This window comes from Acinetobacter sp. ABJ_C4_1, assembly GCF_044538495.1.
GTDB classification, from domain to species: Bacteria; Pseudomonadota; Gammaproteobacteria; order Pseudomonadales; family Moraxellaceae; genus Acinetobacter; species Acinetobacter nosocomialis_A.
Genome location: NZ_JBIUCQ010000004.1, coordinates 1 through 17,975, shown reverse-complemented (window position 1 = coordinate 17,975; position 17,975 = coordinate 1). Strand labels below are relative to the sequence as shown.

General features: G+C 34.1%; 19 protein-coding genes and 1 pseudogene. 8 read left to right on the top strand and 12 right to left on the bottom strand.

Annotation, left to right across the window (positions count from 1 at the left end; translation table 11 throughout):
* The first annotated feature begins 70 nt into the window (after positions 1 to 70).
* The 4 genes from uraD to ACIF8R_RS06965 all read left to right on the top strand — a co-directional run bounded on the left by uraD (position 71) and on the right by ACIF8R_RS06965 (position 3,132).
* Positions 71 to 574: a 2-oxo-4-hydroxy-4-carboxy-5-ureidoimidazoline decarboxylase gene (uraD, locus tag ACIF8R_RS06980; RefSeq protein WP_009505325.1), complete on the top strand. Its 504-nt coding sequence runs from the start codon at positions 71 to 73 to the stop codon at positions 572 to 574.
* Positions 571 to 894: a hydroxyisourate hydrolase gene (uraH, locus tag ACIF8R_RS06975; RefSeq protein WP_396479902.1), complete on the top strand. Its 324-nt coding sequence runs from the start codon at positions 571 to 573 to the stop codon at positions 892 to 894. Before uraD ends, uraH begins: the two co-directional genes overlap by 4 nt.
* Positions 895 to 917: 23 nt before the next feature.
* Entirely contained in the window at positions 918 to 2,285 is a 1,368-nt protein-coding gene (locus ACIF8R_RS06970; RefSeq protein ID WP_396479900.1) for a nucleobase:cation symporter-2 family protein, read from the top strand.
* 121 nt (positions 2,286 to 2,406) lie between these two features.
* Positions 2,407 to 3,132: an outer membrane protein OmpK gene (locus ACIF8R_RS06965; protein WP_263614839.1), complete on the top strand. Its 726-nt coding sequence runs from the start codon at positions 2,407 to 2,409 to the stop codon at positions 3,130 to 3,132.
* Between the two features lie 54 nt (positions 3,133 to 3,186).
* On the opposite strand, the gene hpxO is transcribed toward ACIF8R_RS06965, so the two are convergent.
* A complete protein-coding gene (hpxO, locus tag ACIF8R_RS06960) occupies positions 3,187 to 4,344 on the bottom strand; it encodes an FAD-dependent urate hydroxylase HpxO (protein ID WP_396479898.1) in 1,158 nt (385 codons plus the stop codon).
* A 199-nt stretch (positions 4,345 to 4,543) separates the two neighbouring features.
* Here hpxO and alc point away from each other — a divergent pair, with 199 nt between their 5' ends.
* Together alc and ACIF8R_RS06950 are read left to right on the top strand one after the other, a co-directional pair.
* Positions 4,544 to 5,554 carry an allantoicase gene (alc, locus tag ACIF8R_RS06955; RefSeq protein WP_396479896.1) on the top strand — a complete coding sequence of 337 codons (1,011 nt, stop codon included), beginning with the start codon at positions 4,544 to 4,546 and terminating at the stop codon, positions 5,552 to 5,554.
* On the top strand, positions 5,551 to 6,054 hold the full coding sequence (locus ACIF8R_RS06950; RefSeq protein WP_396479894.1) for an ureidoglycolate lyase: 504 nt from the start codon (positions 5,551 to 5,553) through the stop codon (positions 6,052 to 6,054). The genes alc and ACIF8R_RS06950 overlap by 4 nt, the downstream gene beginning before the upstream one ends.
* Positions 6,055 to 6,190: 136 nt before the next feature.
* On the opposite strand, the gene parE is transcribed toward ACIF8R_RS06950, so the two are convergent.
* Both parE and ACIF8R_RS06940 read right to left on the bottom strand, forming a co-directional pair.
* Positions 6,191 to 8,074: a DNA topoisomerase IV subunit B gene (gene parE, locus ACIF8R_RS06945; protein ID WP_304591337.1), complete on the bottom strand. Its 1,884-nt coding sequence runs from the start codon at positions 8,072 to 8,074 to the stop codon at positions 6,191 to 6,193.
* 14 nt (positions 8,075 to 8,088) lie between these two features.
* Complete coding sequence (locus tag ACIF8R_RS06940) at positions 8,089 to 8,670, bottom strand: YqiA/YcfP family alpha/beta fold hydrolase (RefSeq protein WP_396479891.1); 582 nt, start codon at positions 8,668 to 8,670, stop codon at positions 8,089 to 8,091.
* Positions 8,671 to 8,881: 211 nt separating this feature from the next.
* Here ACIF8R_RS06940 and ACIF8R_RS06935 point away from each other — a divergent pair, with 211 nt between their 5' ends.
* Positions 8,882 to 10,225: an alpha/beta fold hydrolase gene (locus ACIF8R_RS06935; protein ID WP_396479889.1), complete on the top strand. Its 1,344-nt coding sequence runs from the start codon at positions 8,882 to 8,884 to the stop codon at positions 10,223 to 10,225.
* 48 nt (positions 10,226 to 10,273) lie between these two features.
* On the opposite strand, the gene ACIF8R_RS06930 is transcribed toward ACIF8R_RS06935, so the two are convergent.
* The 4 genes from ACIF8R_RS06930 to ACIF8R_RS06915 form a co-directional block, all read right to left on the bottom strand.
* Positions 10,274 to 10,807, bottom strand: coding sequence for a hypothetical protein (locus tag ACIF8R_RS06930; protein ID WP_000770991.1), 534 nt, complete (start codon positions 10,805 to 10,807; stop codon positions 10,274 to 10,276).
* A 149-nt stretch (positions 10,808 to 10,956) separates the two neighbouring features.
* A complete protein-coding gene (locus ACIF8R_RS06925; protein ID WP_396479887.1) occupies positions 10,957 to 11,601 on the bottom strand; it encodes a hypothetical protein in 645 nt (214 codons plus the stop codon).
* A 129-nt stretch (positions 11,602 to 11,730) separates the two neighbouring features.
* Entirely contained in the window at positions 11,731 to 12,348 is a 618-nt protein-coding gene (locus ACIF8R_RS06920; protein ID WP_396479885.1) for a hypothetical protein, read from the bottom strand.
* A 216-nt stretch (positions 12,349 to 12,564) separates the two neighbouring features.
* On the bottom strand, positions 12,565 to 12,918 hold the full coding sequence (locus ACIF8R_RS06915; RefSeq protein WP_396479883.1) for a DUF5991 domain-containing protein: 354 nt from the start codon (positions 12,916 to 12,918) through the stop codon (positions 12,565 to 12,567).
* A 144-nt stretch (positions 12,919 to 13,062) separates the two neighbouring features.
* Here ACIF8R_RS06915 and ACIF8R_RS06910 point away from each other — a divergent pair, with 144 nt between their 5' ends.
* Positions 13,063 to 13,719, top strand: a complete 657-nt coding sequence (locus ACIF8R_RS06910; protein WP_174742449.1) for a haloacid dehalogenase-like hydrolase — start codon at positions 13,063 to 13,065, stop codon at positions 13,717 to 13,719.
* A 164-nt stretch (positions 13,720 to 13,883) separates the two neighbouring features.
* Here the strand turns inward: ACIF8R_RS06910 and ACIF8R_RS06905 are convergent, their stop codons facing one another.
* The 5 genes and pseudogenes from ACIF8R_RS06905 to ACIF8R_RS06885 all read right to left on the bottom strand — a co-directional run bounded on the left by ACIF8R_RS06905 (position 13,884) and on the right by ACIF8R_RS06885 (position 17,570).
* Complete coding sequence (locus ACIF8R_RS06905; protein ID WP_240061798.1) at positions 13,884 to 14,612, bottom strand: RND transporter; 729 nt, start codon at positions 14,610 to 14,612, stop codon at positions 13,884 to 13,886.
* Between the two features lie 318 nt (positions 14,613 to 14,930).
* Positions 14,931 to 15,656: an SH3 domain-containing protein gene (locus tag ACIF8R_RS06900; RefSeq protein WP_396479880.1), complete on the bottom strand. Its 726-nt coding sequence runs from the start codon at positions 15,654 to 15,656 to the stop codon at positions 14,931 to 14,933.
* 87 nt (positions 15,657 to 15,743) lie between these two features.
* Positions 15,744 to 16,551 (bottom strand): annotated as a pseudogene (locus ACIF8R_RS06895) (hypothetical protein).
* Positions 16,552 to 16,656: 105 nt separating this feature from the next.
* Positions 16,657 to 17,190 (bottom strand): hypothetical protein, encoded by a 534-nt coding sequence (locus tag ACIF8R_RS06890; protein WP_396479878.1) that lies wholly within the window; start codon positions 17,188 to 17,190, stop codon positions 16,657 to 16,659.
* A gap of 26 nt (positions 17,191 to 17,216) precedes the next feature.
* Positions 17,217 to 17,570: a hypothetical protein gene (locus tag ACIF8R_RS06885; RefSeq protein WP_396479876.1), complete on the bottom strand. Its 354-nt coding sequence runs from the start codon at positions 17,568 to 17,570 to the stop codon at positions 17,217 to 17,219.
* Positions 17,571 to 17,975 lie beyond the last annotated feature (405 nt).

Genomic DNA, 17,975 nt, shown 5'->3' with positions numbered 1-17,975 from the left:
AAATATTAACCACTCTTGGCACTGTTATTGCTAAAACTCTATATCAACAACAATGAGTTTAGGAATAACAGTGTTTTTAGCCGAGTTTAATCAAGCCCCACCCGACCAACTCAAGACTCTGTTAAACAACTGCGTCCATATTCCTGCTTGGGCTGAAAAAATTATTTCAGAACGGCCCTACTCATCGACCTCAGTTCTTTTAGGGCATGCTGAACAATTAAGCCACACGTGGTCATGGCAAGAAATACAAACAGCTTTAGCAACCCATCCAAAAATTGGGGAACGACAGGCAAAAAAACAGCTTAATGCAAAAGAACAAAATTTTTCAGCTCAAGAGCAAGCTGGCATTTCCTTAGATGAGCAAACACAACAAGCTCTGCTACAAGGTAATCTCGATTATGAACAGAAGTTTGGCTTTATTTTTTTAATTAAAGCAGCGGGCCTTAGTAGCAACGAGATTTTAAAAAAACTTAATCAACGTCTTCAAAACAACTTAGCTATAGAAAAAGTCATTGTACATGAGCAACTCGCAGCAATTGCTCTATTACGTCTATCTCAGGAAGTACACGCATGATCAGCACTCATATTTTAGATACAAATTTAGGTAAACCCGCTGCACAGGTAGAAGTGAAATTGTTTCATGCAGCAACTCATGAACTAATTGCGACCGCAATTACCAATCAAGATGGGCGCGTAGGTGATTTTGGAATAAAAAACTTAGGTGAAGGTGCTTATCAACTTGAATTTGAAGTTGCGCCTTATTTTTCATTGCAGCAAGTCAAAACTTTTTTCCCACGTGTTTGTATTCAATTTTTCATAGAAGACATCAATCAGCATTACCACATTCCATTACTCATTAGTCCGTTTGCTTACTCCACTTATCGCGGTAGCTAACTGAAATAAAATAGGAGAAAAATATGAATCATCGACAAAAGAATGCGATTTCTCCAGAGCATGAATATTTAGGAATTTCGAAAAGTTTTGCTTACGGTTTGCAGCATGTGCTGACCATGTATGGTGGCATTGTGGCTCCGCCCCTCATTATCGGAACAGCTGCTGGTTTAAGCTCGGCACAAGTGGGAATGCTAATTGCAGCCGCCCTATTTGTAGGTGGATTGGCAACACTCATACAGACCATCGGAACCAAATATCTAGGTGCAAAATTACCTCTGGTACAGGGTGTGTCTTTTGCGGGTGTGGCAACTATGGTGGCCATTATCACCACGGGCGGTGGTTTGCCTGCTGTCTATGGCGCGGTGATTGTAGCTTCTCTAATTGGACTTTGCCTTGCACCCTACTTTTCAAAAATCATTCGTTTTTTCCCACCTGTTGTGACGGGATGCGTTATCACGATTATTGGGCTATCGTTGTTACCCGTTGCGATTCGCTGGATGATGGGTGGCAACGATAAAGCACCGAATTGGGGAAGCGTCGAGAATATCTCTTTAGCTTTGCTGACCTTAGGCATTGTGATTGTTTTAAACATGCTGCCACAAGCCAGTATTCGTCGTTTATCTATACTATTAGCGATCGTGGCTGGCACTATATTGGCCTACTTCATGGGTTTTGGTGACTTCAGTCAGGTCAGCTCAGGTGCATGGCTGCAATTTCCACATTTATTTGCATTTGGTTTCCCTACATTTGAACTGAGTGCCATTTTATCAATGTTGATTGTGACCTTAGTGATTATGACGGAAACCACAGCCGATATTATTGCTGTAGGAGACATTGTAGGAACTGAAGTCGATTCAAAACGTATCGCCAATGGTGTTCGTGCAGATATGTTCTCAAGTGCTATGGCACCGATCTTTGGTTCATTCATGCAAAGTGCTTTTGCACAAAATGTAGGGCTAGTAGCAATTACAGGTATCAAAAGCCGATTTGTTGTGGCAGCAGGTGGTGTCATTCTGATTATTTTGGGACTATTGCCTGTTATGGGTCGCCTCATTGCCGCAATTCCTATGCCTGTACTTGGTGGTGCAGGTCTGGTCTTGTTTGGGTCGGTTGCGGCAAGCGGAATCCGCACTTTGGCAAAAATTAATTATAACGATCAGAAAAATTTGATTATTGTCGCGACTGCTTTATCGGCAGGAATGATCCCAATTATTAACCATGAGTTTTATGCACATTTTCCAGCTTGGGTACAAACTTTGTTCCATTCAGGTATTAGTTCAACTTGTATCTTTGCTATCTTATTGAATTTATTATTTAATCATTTACCTTCATTTCGTAGCTCATCTACCCCGCATTTAAGCCAAACTATAAACACGAGAAATACACATTAATAAATTAGTTTTTAGCGCCCCACTTCGGTGGGACTTTTTTTAACCGTTGATCAAATTTGGCTTCATTTTTGCTTAAGACCCTGTATCCTTAGCGTGCTTTATTTGGGGGGAGATCATTTAAATGCAATTAAAGCAACTTGCGGCTACTTGTGCCTTGTTATCTGCAACTGCCATGGTTCAGGCAAAACCAATTTGGCAAGATTTTAGCGTGACTGGTCTTTATGGTGAAAACTATGAAGTTGTAGACGCAAAAGAAACCACTATTACTTTGGAATATGCAGCAAAAGTTAAATATGCTGATGTGTTTTTCTTTATGGACCGCATGCGCGGTGAAGATGATCACAAAAGTACATATTTTGAGTTATCACCACGTTTAAGCTTGGGCGAAGTATCTGGCAAAAAATTGGCGTATGGCCCAATTAAAGATGTGCTCATTAGTACCACTTGGGAAAGTAACAGCGAAAACGGCAATAACTTCGATAACTTCTTATATGGTTTTGCTGTTGATTTAGATATTCCATATTTTAAATATGCGAATTTAAACTTCTACCGTGCAAACAATGAGAAAACTGACGACGATTATCAAATGACGTTCGTTTATGGTATTCCATTTAATATTGCATCTGAAGAATTCTTGGTTGATGGCTTCCTAGATTGGTCAACTGCTGAAGGCGACCATGCCAGCGAGTTAAACTGGACAACTCAATGGAAATGGAATGTAGGTAAACACATTTCTCCTGACACACGCCTATACCTCGGTATTGAGCACTCTGTGTGGAATAATAAATTTGGTTTACAAGGCCGAGACGAAAATAACGTCAGTGCTTTGGTTAAATATCACTTCTAAAATCTTTATTTAGAAGCATAAAACAGCAAGGAAAAACGCCTTGCTGTTTTTGTTTTAGTCGAGTGGATTACCAACAATATTACTAATAATCCCCTGCATAATATGTCCACCTTGTTCACGGCGTAATTCCGCATACCAAGCTTGTGTAACCGTTTCATCTTTCATATGGGTCACATCACAGCGTTTACGGGCACGAAGCACCAATTCATTGGCACGTTCATTACGTTTGTTTTGATAGCGACGTAAAGCATCCTCTAAACCCAAAGTATTAATTTGCAAAGAACGCGCTAAATAAATCGCATCTTCCATGGCTTGGCAGCCACCTTGTCCAATATCAGGTGTGGTGCTGTGTGCAGCATCGCCTAAAATCACCACGCGACCCTTATAAAATTGGGCAAATGGTTCAATATCATGTATTTCTACCCGATTGGTCTTTTGTGGGTCTAAGCGCTCAATGAGTTGCTGTACAGGCTGACACCAATCAGCAAAATATTGTTTTAAAAGTTTTTTATATTCATCTCGATTATTGTCTAATCCTGCTGGCAAAGGCACATCTAAAAAGAAGTAAAACTTACCATTTGCGACGGGCATAAGTGATGCACGCTTACCTTCTCCTACATAAGTCGTCCATTGCTGAGCTGGCGCTAAATCTTCAGAGATTTCAACCAAACCATTCCAGTTCACATAACCCGCATAACGGCGCTGTACTTGCTGCCCCAACACATAGGTGCGGGTTAGTGAGTGAGTACCATCCGCCCCAATTAATAAGTCAGCCTGCGTTGAACTACCATCTGCAAAACGCACCTCGACATAATCGGTCTTGTCTTCAAGGCTTACCATTTTTTTGCCTAGATAAATCTGGTCTCGTCCAAACTCATCCATCAGCATATTTTGTAAATCGGCACGTGCAACAGGATAAGGTCTTTGGCCTACTTCTTCGATTAATGGCAGTAAACTGAATTGTGTCATCACGTCGCCAGTTAAGCCATCAACATAGGCCAAGTCATCCATTTGTCCACCAAGTTTGGCGATTTTCTCGGTTAATCCCAGATAGTTCAGGCATTTCACACCATTCGACCATAGCGAAATTGCCGCGCCAACAGGAAGAATCTTTTCAGTTTGCTCAAAAATGCGAACTTGGTGACCAAATTTCTTTAATGCAATGCCTGTGGTTAGACCTCCCATTCCCGCACCAATAATCACCACATTCATAACACGCTCCTATAGATATTCACCTATAGGGTGCTTATGCTAAAAACATGCCATCGTTCAAAATTTATTTAGCTTTTCCACAAATCTGGCATGCACCATGCTTATATATTTAAATGTAGAACTCGTCTCGGCACGCTCTGTGACAGCGCAGTTTTAAATGAAAAATCATGTTTTTAACAAGAAATACGGATACTCCACTATGGCAACATTGCATGCTCCAGCTTTTGAACTTCCTGAGATTTTGAATACCAAAACCAATTTGGCAGATGCCCGAATTGGTGCACAAGTCATTGACTGTTCAGATGATTTCTTTGCAGAAGCAAAGCGTATGCTGCAATTTGAAGCACCTATTTTTGTTGAAGATAAATTTGATGATAACGGTAAATGGATGGACGGTTGGGAGACCCGCCGTAAGCGTCATGCGGGCTATGACTGGTGTATTGTGAAGCTCGGAGTGAGTGGAAAAATCACTGCACTTGATATCGATACCAGCTTTTTTACAGGAAATTATCCTGCATCTGCCTCATTAGAAGCGTGTTATGCACCAAATGGTGACCTTACAGGGGCAAAATGGGAAAATGTTTTAAGTAATACTGAACTCGGCCCAAGTCAGCATCATATTTTTATGGTCAATAATGATGCACTTTTCACCCATATACGCCTCAATATTTTCCCAGATGGTGGTGTTGCTCGTTTGCGTGTTTATGGGGATGTTCATATTCAGGTGACTGATAGTGAGCAAACTCTCGATTTATTGGCCTTAGAAAATGGTGGTCGCGTAATTGCCTATAGCGATGCGCATTTTGGACATCCACGTAATTTGATTAACCCCGGTCGTGGTGTCAACATGGGCGATGGTTGGGAAACCAAACGCCGCCGCGCACCGGGTTATGACTGGTGTATTCTTGCGTTGGGTAAAAGCGGAAAAATTGAAAAGCTTGAAATTGATACCGCTCATTTTAAAGGGAACTTCCCTGCACAAGTATCTATACAAGCGGTTTACCTCGAAAATGCAACCGATGCACAGTTAATTCCACAAAGTATGTTTTGGTCTTACTTACTTGAAGCTCAACCAATGCAAATGGACCATATTCATGAATATGTGAATGAGATTTTACAGCATGAAAAGATCTCTCATATTCGCATTAATATGATTCCAGACGGTGGTATTAGCCGTGTTCGTTTATGGGGGAAAATTGCTAAATCATGATCATGAATACTGTTCAAATTCAGCCCTTGACCATTGAGAACTTTCAGCCCTTCGGAGAAGTCATTTGTTGTGATGGGCATGATTTTTTTCATATTAATGATGCCCATACCGAGCGCTACCATGCGCTCGTTGAAACCGAAATTGAGGGCGAAGCAAAAGCAGGGATCAGTATTTTCCGTAATATTAAGGCCAGCGTATTACCTCTGGAAATCTCAATGCTAGAGCGTCATCCGAAAGGCTCTCAGGCATTTATTCCATTACAGCAACAAAAGTTTTTAATTATTGTAGCGCCTGCTTTAGACGAGAATACTCCCGACATTTCCAAGCTCTGTGCTTTCGTCTCGAATGGAAAGCAAAGTATTAATTATCGGGCAGGTACATGGCATCATCCTTTGCTTACCTTTGAAGCGCCGAGTGATTTCGCGGTAGTAGATCGAATTGGAGGCGGTGCAAATTGCGATGTTTTTCAATTTCCACAGGCTATAAAAATTACGACTTAAATTAAAATATACAGATCTGTCTATTTTTAATTTAATGGCCGAAATACCAATAGCAGCAACTGTTATAATGATTACCTAAAATTTAGGTTTATATAAAAAATCCCCGCCTATTGAGCGGGGATTTTTTTAATTCTTTTTAAACCGTGATATCAGCTAAGTTACCTTTCTGCTCAAGCCACTGCTTACGATCTGCCGAGCGTTTTTTTGCAAGCAATTTATCGAGCAAACCTGCTGTTAGATGTACATCATCTAAATCAAGCTGTACCAAACGACGAGTGTTTGGATCCATCGTTGTTTCACGAAGCTGAATCGCGTTCATTTCACCCAATCCTTTGAATCGGGTAATTTGCGGATTACGATTGCCTTTAACATTTTTCAAAATGGCTTCAAGCTCATCATCATCAAGCGCGTAATAAACATCTTTACCAATGTCGATACGGAACAATGGTGGCATTGCTACAAATAAATGACCTTCTTCGACCAAAGCAGGAAAGTGTTTAACGAATAAAGCACAAAGCAAAGTGGCAATGTGTAAACCATCCGAGTCGGCATCGGCCAAAATACAGATTTTGCCATAACGTAGTTCTGACAAATCATCACTGCCCGGATCAACACCAATCGCAATCGCAATGTCGTGAACTTCCTGAGAAGCCAACACTTCATCTGAAGAAACTTCCCATGTATTTAAGATTTTTCCACGAATTGGCATGATGGCCTGAAAGTTTTTATCACGCGCCTGCTTGGCACTACCACCCGCCGAGTCACCCTCGACAATGAATAGCTCACTTTCTTCACGCGTTTGGCCGACACAGTCTGCCAACTTACCCGGTAAAGCTGGGCCAGAAACAATCTTTTTACGCTCAACCTTTTTCGCAGCTTTTAAACGACGACCTGCTTTAGAAATCGCCATTTCTGCCAATTGCATAGCAATTTCAGCATGCTGATTTAGCCAGAGTGCAAAGGCATCTTTAGCAATATTTAAAACAATATTGGATGCTTCACGACTCGAAAGACGCTCTTTGGTTTGACCAGAGAATTGTGGCTCTTGGAACTTAAGCGACAAGATATAGTTCACGCCATCCCAAACATCTTCTGCCGAAAGTTTAAGATTACGAGGTAACAAGTTACGTAACTCACAGAACTCGCGTAACGCCTCGGTAACACCTGAACGTAAACCGTTTACATGAGTACCGCCTTGTGCAGTTGGAATCAAGTTGACGTAACTTTCTTGAACCTGCTCACCGCCTTCTACATTCCAGCAAATCGCAAACTCACAGGCTGCGCGGTCTGCTTGTCCACTACTTACAAATGCAGGGTTTGGCAAAATTTCACGGTCTTGCAATTCATCCATCAAATAATCGACGAGACCATTTTCAAACTGCCATTCGATTTTTTCATCGTTAATTTGATCGATATAAGTAATTTTTAAACCAGCTGCTAAAACAGCTTTCGCTTTTAAATTATGTTTGAGTGCTTTTAACGCAAATTTTGGACTATCAAAATATTTAGCTTCAGGCCAGAAACGTACCGTTGTACCAGTCGCGCGTTTTGGTGCTTTGCCTTCTAGCACTGCCAAAGGCGCAATAGGTTCACCTTGCTCAAAGGCCATCTGGTATAAATTACCCTGACGCTGAACTTCGACCTCAACACGTGTTGATAAAGCGTTTACAACCGAAATCCCCACACCATGCAAACCACCTGAGAACTGATAGTTATCGGTACTGAATTTACCGCCAGCATGCAGCTTGGTTAAAATGATTTCGATACCACTTTGGCCATATTCAGGGTGAATATCGACTGGCATACCACGGCCGTTATCTTCAACAGATAATGAACCATCTTTATAAACCGTGACACAGATTTTGTCGGCATGACCAGCTAATGCTTCATCGACAGCATTATCAATAACTTCTTGGGCTAAATGGTTTGGACGAGAAGTGTCGGTATACATCCCCGGACGACGACGAACAGGGTCTAAACCAGAAAGAACTTCAAGCGATTGAGCCGTATATTGTGTCACGTTGTACGTTTTCCTTATTTGATGGTGTGCGCAAAGAATTCGATCACTAAGGGTAATTTTTCTTCAAAATCTTCCATGGCATGATTGCCATGAGCATCCGTCAAAATCAATGAGGATGGTGTTGCAGCACTATAATAGCGTTGTGCTTGACGATAATCCAAAATTTCGTCGCCTTGTTGCAATAAGACGAGTATTTTGTCAGCATTTTCAGGTTGTTTCAGTTCCAGTTGTTCTAACTGTCGTAACTGAACATGATCAATTGACCATTGATCATTTACCTTATAAGGCATGCTTTCAACTTGGAAGAGCTCATCAAACAGCTTCCATGGTTGCATAGCAGGGTTAATCAGTACAGCCGGAACATTATATTTCGCGACAAAATATGTCGCAAAAAACCCGCCAAGGCTACTGCCGACTAAAGCCACATCATGTAAAGACTCTATCAGCTCTGAAACTTGCGCTACGACCTGATCTGGAGATCTATTTAAATCTGGCAAATGCACATTTATGCCCAATTCGCTACAATACTGCTTAAGGCTCAGCCCTTTAATCGAAGAAGAGCTGCTATTAAAGCCATGGAGGTAGATAATATTCATATATTTCCCTCTTAAATTGAGAATAAACTCACATTTTTGTTCTCAGTTTGTATATAAAAACACTATTGTCAGACAAGAAAAACGACTCAACTTACCATTCATCAGTATTTTAAAAACATGTGTTATTTAAACTACTAAGATGGAAACGTTAGCTGCCGTTCATAAAAAGTACAGCTTAAAACGTCGGTTATAACGTAAATGGGGAAAAGATATGCCGAGCTTAACACCGTTACATGAAACTTATTGTAAATGGGATCGTACGCCACCGAGTCAGGCCGACGTACTAGAAGGTTTAGCTCAACTGTTCAGCACCAGCTTAAATGGTGTACATGAATTAATACAAGTCATTAATATTGAAGTGTTAAAAAATGCTTTTGGTATTAGTGCCCAAAATGCTAATAATTTTCAAAAACGCCCTTCTGTGCAAAAGGTATATCAGTTTTCTTATGGTGCCTTACAAAAGTATGGACGTTATTTTTTAGCGCCCGGTTTACGTCGTATTATTGAAAAATTCCCGACCCTTCATGAAAAGCCATTAACACCAAGTCTTCATTTTTTGGTGGGCATTTTAAATGGTATTTTCGGAGACTATTTACTTAAACAACATAGTCCCCTTGCCTTGCCAATGGTGCTATACGACCACTACGGTGCAATCCAGCAAGGCGAACTTGCAGGCCGTATCGTAATTTTAGTTCATGGTTTGTGTATGAACCATCTGACTTGGTCAAATGCACACTATGGCGGCATTGGTGAGCGTCTGTTAGCACAGCGTGACCACAACACTATGCTGTATTTAAACTACAACACAGGTCGCCGCATTTCAGCCAATGGCCGCAGTTTCTCTAACTTATTAGAAGATTTGGTACAACGTAATCCAAGAATTACCAGTATTGATATCATTGGTCATAGTATGGGTGGGCTGGTTTCTCGTAGCGCGCTGTTTTACGGCAAACAGAATATGTACCAATGGATTCATATGGTCGAGAACCTAGTCTGTATTGGTTCTCCGCACCATGGTGCAGTACTTGAGCGCTTTGGCTTTGCTATACAAGATAAGCTCGGGGCATTCCCATTTGTTGGGTTACTGGGTCAGTTAGTTAATATCCGTAGTAATGGAATTTTAGACTTGCGCCACGGCAGCGTTCGTGACGACGACTGGGAATATATGGATGCCCGTATCGGCATGATGGATGACAACCGTGCTCCAGCTCCTCTACCTTCGCATATCAATACCTTTTTAGTGGCAGGAACACTCGAGTTTGAAAAAGTGCGTAATAAAGCACTTACTGTGATTGGCGATTACTTAGTCAGTGTAAAAAGCGCACTGGGCGAACATCCAAATCCACGTTTTCAACTTAAAGTTCCAGACTCACATAAAGCAGTGTTTTATGGCTTAAACCATTTTGAAATTCAGTATCACTCAAGTGTAGCCGAACAGATTACTCGCTGGTTATATCCTCATGTGAATGATTATGTGCAAGACGGTATTCAAACCCATATTATTGATATTCCGAACTATAAGCTCGAAGATTTAGAAGGAATTGTAGAGACTTAAAAAAAGCCCAACTTTTGTTGGGCTTCTTCTAAATTGTATAGTTTACAATCATTTAAATCTGTCATAAATTTTATATTTAGAAATATTCTTAATCGATGTTTCCTTATGTAAATATCCATTTAAGACAGATATAATATTTATATCTTCCCCTATTTTACCGCAAGACAAATTTACGTCGACAGAGTCCTCTATTTTGAATCCTTCTTTAATTTTTTTTTGATCTAATGCTCTTGAGTAAGCAAATGAATTATTAGGACTATAAATCATAATAAGATCAGTTTTATTATTTTTCATATCAGCCCAATAAATATAATAGTCTTTAGTTTTATACTGGATATGGCTACATGAACCAGTAGAAATCCAATTTTTATCTTTTAGATTAAATCCTATTTGTTTTACTAGTTTTTTATTTTCTAGGCTAAAACTATCATCCCAGACATCAGAACATTGGACGTCTGGCAGCACACTCACTTGTACTGCTGGTTTACTCCAATACTTCATACATTCTTTCGCACTTTCTGCATATAAATTTATGCTATTTAATAAAAGATATATCATTACTGCTATCTTTAATAATTTCATTATTAACTTAGACCTTTATTCTAAAATTTTCAAAAAAATTTACTACTATCTTACATTCAAGCTTATCTTATATTTTAGAAATCAAATAATATTTTTAGATAGCATTCAAGTTAGCTAAAACATTTTACCCTCCACAATCAATCATTTTATTATTCACAAGCTTTCTTGATTATTTTATTAAAGTATAAACTATCACCATTTTTATCAACATCTGCTAACATTGCTACTAAATGTAGCTGTCCTTGATCATCAAAATATGATCTTTCTTGAAATGAGTTATATATAGCAACATCGATTGGAACATTATTAAATTCTTTGTTTTTCAAATCAACGATCATTTTTTTATTTTTATTAAACAATTTTCTAGCATAAATAAGATTTCGTTTAGAGTCACTTTCAACTAGGCAATTATTATTTTTATCTAAAGTAATAAACTCTTTAGTCTGATCTTCCTGTGTTTTACTTATAAAAAAGTGATATTGACATGGTGAGCCACAACTACCATAAGCATGAAAAATATTTTCATTTACTTTATCAACCTCCGGGTATCTCATGTCTCTTAAAATAAAATTAGTTTTATTATCAGCGTTTTTTACAACAACACAATATTCTTGATCATGCCCTTTACATTTCAATTCAACATTAAATGCATCTTTTGCATAGATGATCGATCCAATAATAAATCCACAAAAGGTAAGAGCGAATATAGTTAGCTTCGTAATATAAAAAAGGTAAAATTTTATAATTTTATTTTTTAAATATTTAAGCACGTTTATGCTTTTCTCTATAACCATGAACACTAATCTCTTAATCATCAAAAGACTCAATTTTCCAACCAGAAATTAATTCTGATACTTTTTTTAACACTTACACTAGACCTAAAAGAAAATTAGTATTTCTATCAATTAAAGGCACTAAATAAATTATTTCTTATCACCACCACAAGGATTTTTTATTTTCTTTTTAACCAATATTTCCCCATAATCATTTGCAATTAAATTTAAACTACCATCAGGTGAGAAAAAACTCCCCTCCTTAAAATAACTATAATAATCAAATCTTTGTAACAACCCATTAAATTCTTTGGTTTTTAAATCGACAATTTTTCTAGGCTTATTTGTAAACAATTTTCTAGCATAAATGACTTTTTTCTGACTATCACTTTCAATTAAACAATTATTTTTATTATCAATAGTAATAAATTCGTCTGTGGAATCCTCTTTATTTTGACTATAGAAAAGCGTAACTAAACATGGAGATCCACAAGATGTTTTCACTTTATATAAGTTTTTATTTATTTTTGAAATATTTAAAAGTTTGACATCTTTTATAACTATTTCATTCTTACTATTTATAGTTCTCACAATGTCACAATTAGAACTATATTCATCTTTACATTTTGCAGAAACTACAAAAGTATCATCATTTGCATATATATTAAAACTAAAAATAATTCCACTTAATAAAAAAATTGATATAAAAGTCTTTTTCATATTAAATCCTGTAACTTCCGTTATCTTTCGTTTAAATATTTCAATCATGTTCTATCCTATAACTACTTCCATCAACATCTTCATCACTTAGGTATTAAAACCTTTATCTTAGATATGCCGAGCCATATGCTTAAATGTTAACAATGAACTGTAAAGATATATAAAAAGTGAACTTATGTTGGGCTTTTTTATAAAATTTTAAATCTTTTCTTACTTTTTTTAAATATTAAAAAATAGAAAAGGTTATAAAGAACCCTATATCAATTATTTATCCTTATAAAATAGATTATCTTTGATATCTAAAACTTCATCGGAATAAAGATAATATTTTCCTTTCTTAAAGACTACTTTTCCTAACTTTTCACCACTTTGAACTTTAAAGAAATATAGTTCGTTATTTTTCTCTTTCACTTTACATATATAAGATTTATCAACCTGAAAGCCAGCAACAGAATACTCACACTTTTTGGGTGTTAGCGTTAAAACCGATTCTATCGTCGCAACATTACCACCCGGCAACTCTTCTGAACTATAATAATGATAAGTACCATTCCACTTATCTGCATTTGCAAATGTGGTAACAGAAAGAGCCAGCAATAATAAACAAAATTTTTTCATTTAATTAACTTATAAATAATCAAGTCAAACTATTATAACCAAATTACAATACAATAAAATATTTTATTGTTTTATAAATCAAATATTAAAAATACTCTTTTTGAAAATTAATTCTTACCACAATTACCAAATCTAGAGAAATATATGAAAGAAATTGTTGTTTTTGACTTGGATGGGACATTACTATCGGGTGACTCTACAAAGGCATGGTTAACAGATAAATTGAAATCTAATATTTTTAGATTTATCGCTGCACTTATTGTTACGCCCATCGCTTTACCTCTTATGAAATTTAAGAAATATAAATCTAAAGGTGCTTCATTGTATTTATGGATTGCAACGTATAGCTTGAATGAAGAAGAATTAGAATACAGCTTTAAAAATTTCTCTAAGAATATCAATGAAACTACTTCCAGTTCAGTATATTGGTTTAAGCAAGGTATAGCCGAAGTTAAAGATCATTTAGCCAATGGAAGAATTGTGTTTATTGCCACGGCTGCACCAGAAAAGTTAGCGAATGTTTTACTCGAGTCTATCAATCTAGATGTACGAATTATTGGTACTCCTCTACAAAACAAATTGGGAGGATGGATAAGTGGGATACATTGCAGGTCTGAAGAAAAAGTAAGAAGATTGAATAAGGTTGATATCAAACAACCTTGGTTTGCAACATACAGTGATGATATTGATGATGACTTACCTATTTTGATGGGTGCCAAAAAGCCCTACTTAATTAATAGTGATAACAACAAAATTAAAAATATTAAAATCAAAAATTTAAAGCTATTAAATTGGTTTTAAAGTTATGATATGAGTATTGTTTATACAAGCTTTCTAACGACTAAATAAAGATAGTATAGGCACTTTTATTACTAAAAGGGCCTATAAAAGTGATTTTTACCGGTTAATTTGGCTCTAAATTAAATATAATTACACATTTAAGAATTAAGTAAAATATTAAAGCTCTATTTTATTTGATGAATTTGCATAAAACCTTCATTGCATTCTAAAGTTGAACCTTTTAAATTCTCACATTTAATTTTATTATCTTTTGTTAATCTAAATTTAAAACCATCATTAACTTTATAGCCTGATTTAAATTCTTTTGACATCACCCCCCAAACAGTAGGATTGTTTTGAACATATATAGAATTTATAGCATAAATATTTAAAGAATCATCCACAGTAATTTTCTTTATATGATTTTGATCAAGAAAATTATAATCATATTGACCTTTTTTATTTGGCAAAATACTTGTATCCATTAGTTTAACAACAGCAATTTCTTTTGCTTTTTTATTAAAAATATAAAATTTCTTTATGATATAAAAATCACCTCTTAATACATTTTCCGTATATTCCACAAAACCAATAAAATTATTATCTGAAAAATATGGTGAAATAATATATCGATTCAAACCATATATTTTATTATTATCCAAAGTATATATATTATTTCCTTTCCTCAAAAGAATACTATAAGAATGAGTATTTTCATCACTAGAATTAAAAGAATTTTCTTTAGTTAGAATTTCATAATCTTCATCTATTTTTACAGATTGACCAATTTCATTAATACTTTTATATCCTTGAGAAATAAAACTATTTGAATCATCATATAGAATAATATTTTTTGCCTGCGAAAGGTCTGGTATTAATAAAGCTAATATTAAAAATAATTTACTTCTAGACATCTAATATACTCAATTTATCGACATAACATTATTGAATTTAAATCAATTATTTATTCAAGCTTATAGTTACAAACTCATATAAAGCAATGTTTTTAGTTTAAAGTATTCTTAAATTCAGTACCACTTAATTTTTCTAAAAAATACTTGTTAGCAGTTTCCTCATGTACATAATTATGTGCAAGAAGGTATTCAAACTCATAATTAATGAATTGAACTATAAATTCAAAGATTTGGAAGGGATTGTAAAGACGTAAAAGAAGCCCAACTTTTGTTGGTCTTCTTTAATTAATTGGCTTTTGTAGAGGGAAGAAAATATTTTTAAATTTCAACTTTCCAAGCTTTATTAGCAACTACTTTTCCATTTTTTACATTTAAAACAATATTGTAAGCTGCTGCACCACCATTATTAAAAGTATTTAAAATATAAATATTATTATTTAAATAATATATTTTAAAATCAGCAAGCTCGTTCTTGTCACCATCTATACCATTTTTAGGAAAAAAGTATTGCTCTATATCATTTTTACCAATTTCTATTTTCTTATCTTTATCCTTAATTATGATTTTATCAAGTTGTAAAAAATCATTATTAGGTAAAGTACCATCAGTACCAAAGAACTTTTTATCATTAAAATATTTATATTCACCTTTAAAAGTTTTATACAGTTTAGGATCTGAAATAGCTTTTTTTGCATACACTTCTACAATTATATTTTTATCACTATAGATAACCTTTTCTCTAGAATATTGAGATAGCTTAATAGAAGTGTAACCACTAAAATTATTTATTCTATTTTTATAGACAAATCCTGTTGCACCATTACTTGCATTAACTAAACAAAAATTATTAGTCTCTTCATCCATCACACAAGAAACAATTTCATTATTATTTAATTTGGATGTAACTTTCGAACTTAAACTTGAATTTTCCCTTACATTCACATACCCATCCTTATCTTGAATAAGACCAAAGTCAGCATGTAAAGCCTCAATAGATCCAATCATGAAAGCAGTAAAAACTATAAATTTAAGATATTTAGTCATTCGGCATTAACTTTTATTAATAAGAAAATATTTTCAATATTACCAATTATTTAAAAAGCAGTAAAAATAATTTATATAAAATAATCTCTATTTCAAAAAATATGAATACATATCATTATTTTCAATTTTTGAAACAATATTTTTCTCACCCTTTCTCTTTTCAATAATATCTTTAATTAAAAAAGGTTTATTTTTATCAGGAATCAAGGAAAAAGAATATTGAATTGGGAAATTCTCATAATTAACTTTTCCAGTTGAAGTAAAATCTTCAGTTACTTTCTGAAAATCATATACCACTTGATAGGACTTATCATTTTTATTATATTTTATAGATGATAATTTTGTAAACTTCATTGAAGCATCATTTAAACTTTTTAATTTAACATTTATTGATAAAAATGATGGATTATATATTCCTAAATTTTTTTATTAAATATATATATATATATATATCACTTTTAAATTTTTTTGAATCATTATTGGACACAGGATTTGTATAACTTTCAATTGAAAAAATAGAAATATTATTATCATTATAAATAATACTAGTACCAATTGCTCCAACATCTGCAATAACAAAAGGAAGTTTATACTGACTTTCCCCTAATAGAATTTTAGGTTGATAACTTATAAAGTAATAATTCTTTCCTTTTATTTCATTATTATTATTCAAAACCGGATTTAGTAAAACTGTAACTTCGCCATATGGAACAGTAATGATATTTTTTTTCAAATCTACATTTTTGCTGACATCAGTATATATAAAGGAAGAATTTAAAACACTCCGATACCCTAATTTGACATTTACTGGCTGATCTTGATTATTTTCTATATTAAACTCAGCATTAGCAGCATTAGTCCAAGCTAACATACCAATTAAAAAAAATTTAAACATGCAGTTTTCTCAGTTTACAAAAATATTAGCCTTTAAATTTAAAATTTACATCAGTCAACTGAACATGCTAGTTTCATCTCTTTAAGATTATTATCTGTTGTATAATTAATTGCTATATTTATTTAGAATGGTTTTTTTTGACTCTAATATCTCACCCTTCTCACTTACTTTAAAGTATTTATAAAAAATATTTTTTTCATGATAATACTTTACTTTTATATTATATTTTTCATCAATCCAAAACTCTGAACCAGTTCCAAAATTGACAGACTTCCCTGCACCATTCTTAAATACATTTAAAGCATAATTAATATTCTCCCCCTCATCTACAAAATAACTAATAAATACGACTTTATCGCAAATATTTGGTAATTTTATAATTACACCTGACTCTGTTACATCACCACCTTTTCTATCAATATATTCAAAAAAATTACTAGAAAAACTAGAAATAGCTTTACTATTTATATTTTTCACCTTACTTTTTGATGAAAAAGGTAACTGAACTGCACTAACTTTATTTAACTCATTTGATACGATCTCATTTTTTATATAGCATTTATCAGCTATATTATTAGCTGCATAAGCAGCACTAATATTAAAACATACAATTATTAATAAAATTATTTTCTTAGACACAAATATACTCACAAAAATTTAATTAATTAAAGACATTTTCTTATATAATCTTTTCTATCAAAAAGATTCATTGGAATATTATTTTCTTCATCATATGTAATGTCATATAACTTATTATCCTTCCTATCAATTCTTATCCAACCAAAAGTCGCACCATTATTAACTCTACTTTTACTTTTAACAAAAATTTTTATAAAATCTTTTTCCGAAAAATCAAAAATTATATCATCCTTATTAATACCATTAAAATCAAAATTCTTAGATGCTATTAACATCAGATCATTCTTACATTGCTTTTTTTGATCATAAGCAATTTTAGAACTTTCTGCATTGCATCCCGAAATTAGGAATAATGTAAATAAAAATAATATAAATTTCATTATAAAACCTCTTTAAAGTTCCTATATGACTCTTGCTTTCACTTTGCTTAATGCGTTCTGATAAATTGCTTGTTTTCTATCTTCTAGTGCAAACCACTAAGCATAATTTCAATTCAATATTTAAAGTATTTTGCATAGACAGTCGAATTAATAATAAACCAACAAAATATAAGAATAAAATAGTTAGCCTCTTAATATTAAATAGATAAAATTCTATAATTTAGCTTTTAAATTATTTTAATTTGAACAACTCATTAAAACAATCTTTATGATTAGCTTTATTTTAATAACTAAATAAATACTACCCCAAATCTAAAAAATATAAAATAATAAAAAACAGTAAATATTTACTGTTTTTTATTATTAATCTATTATTTGAAATTTATATTTTATATGGACTTTTAG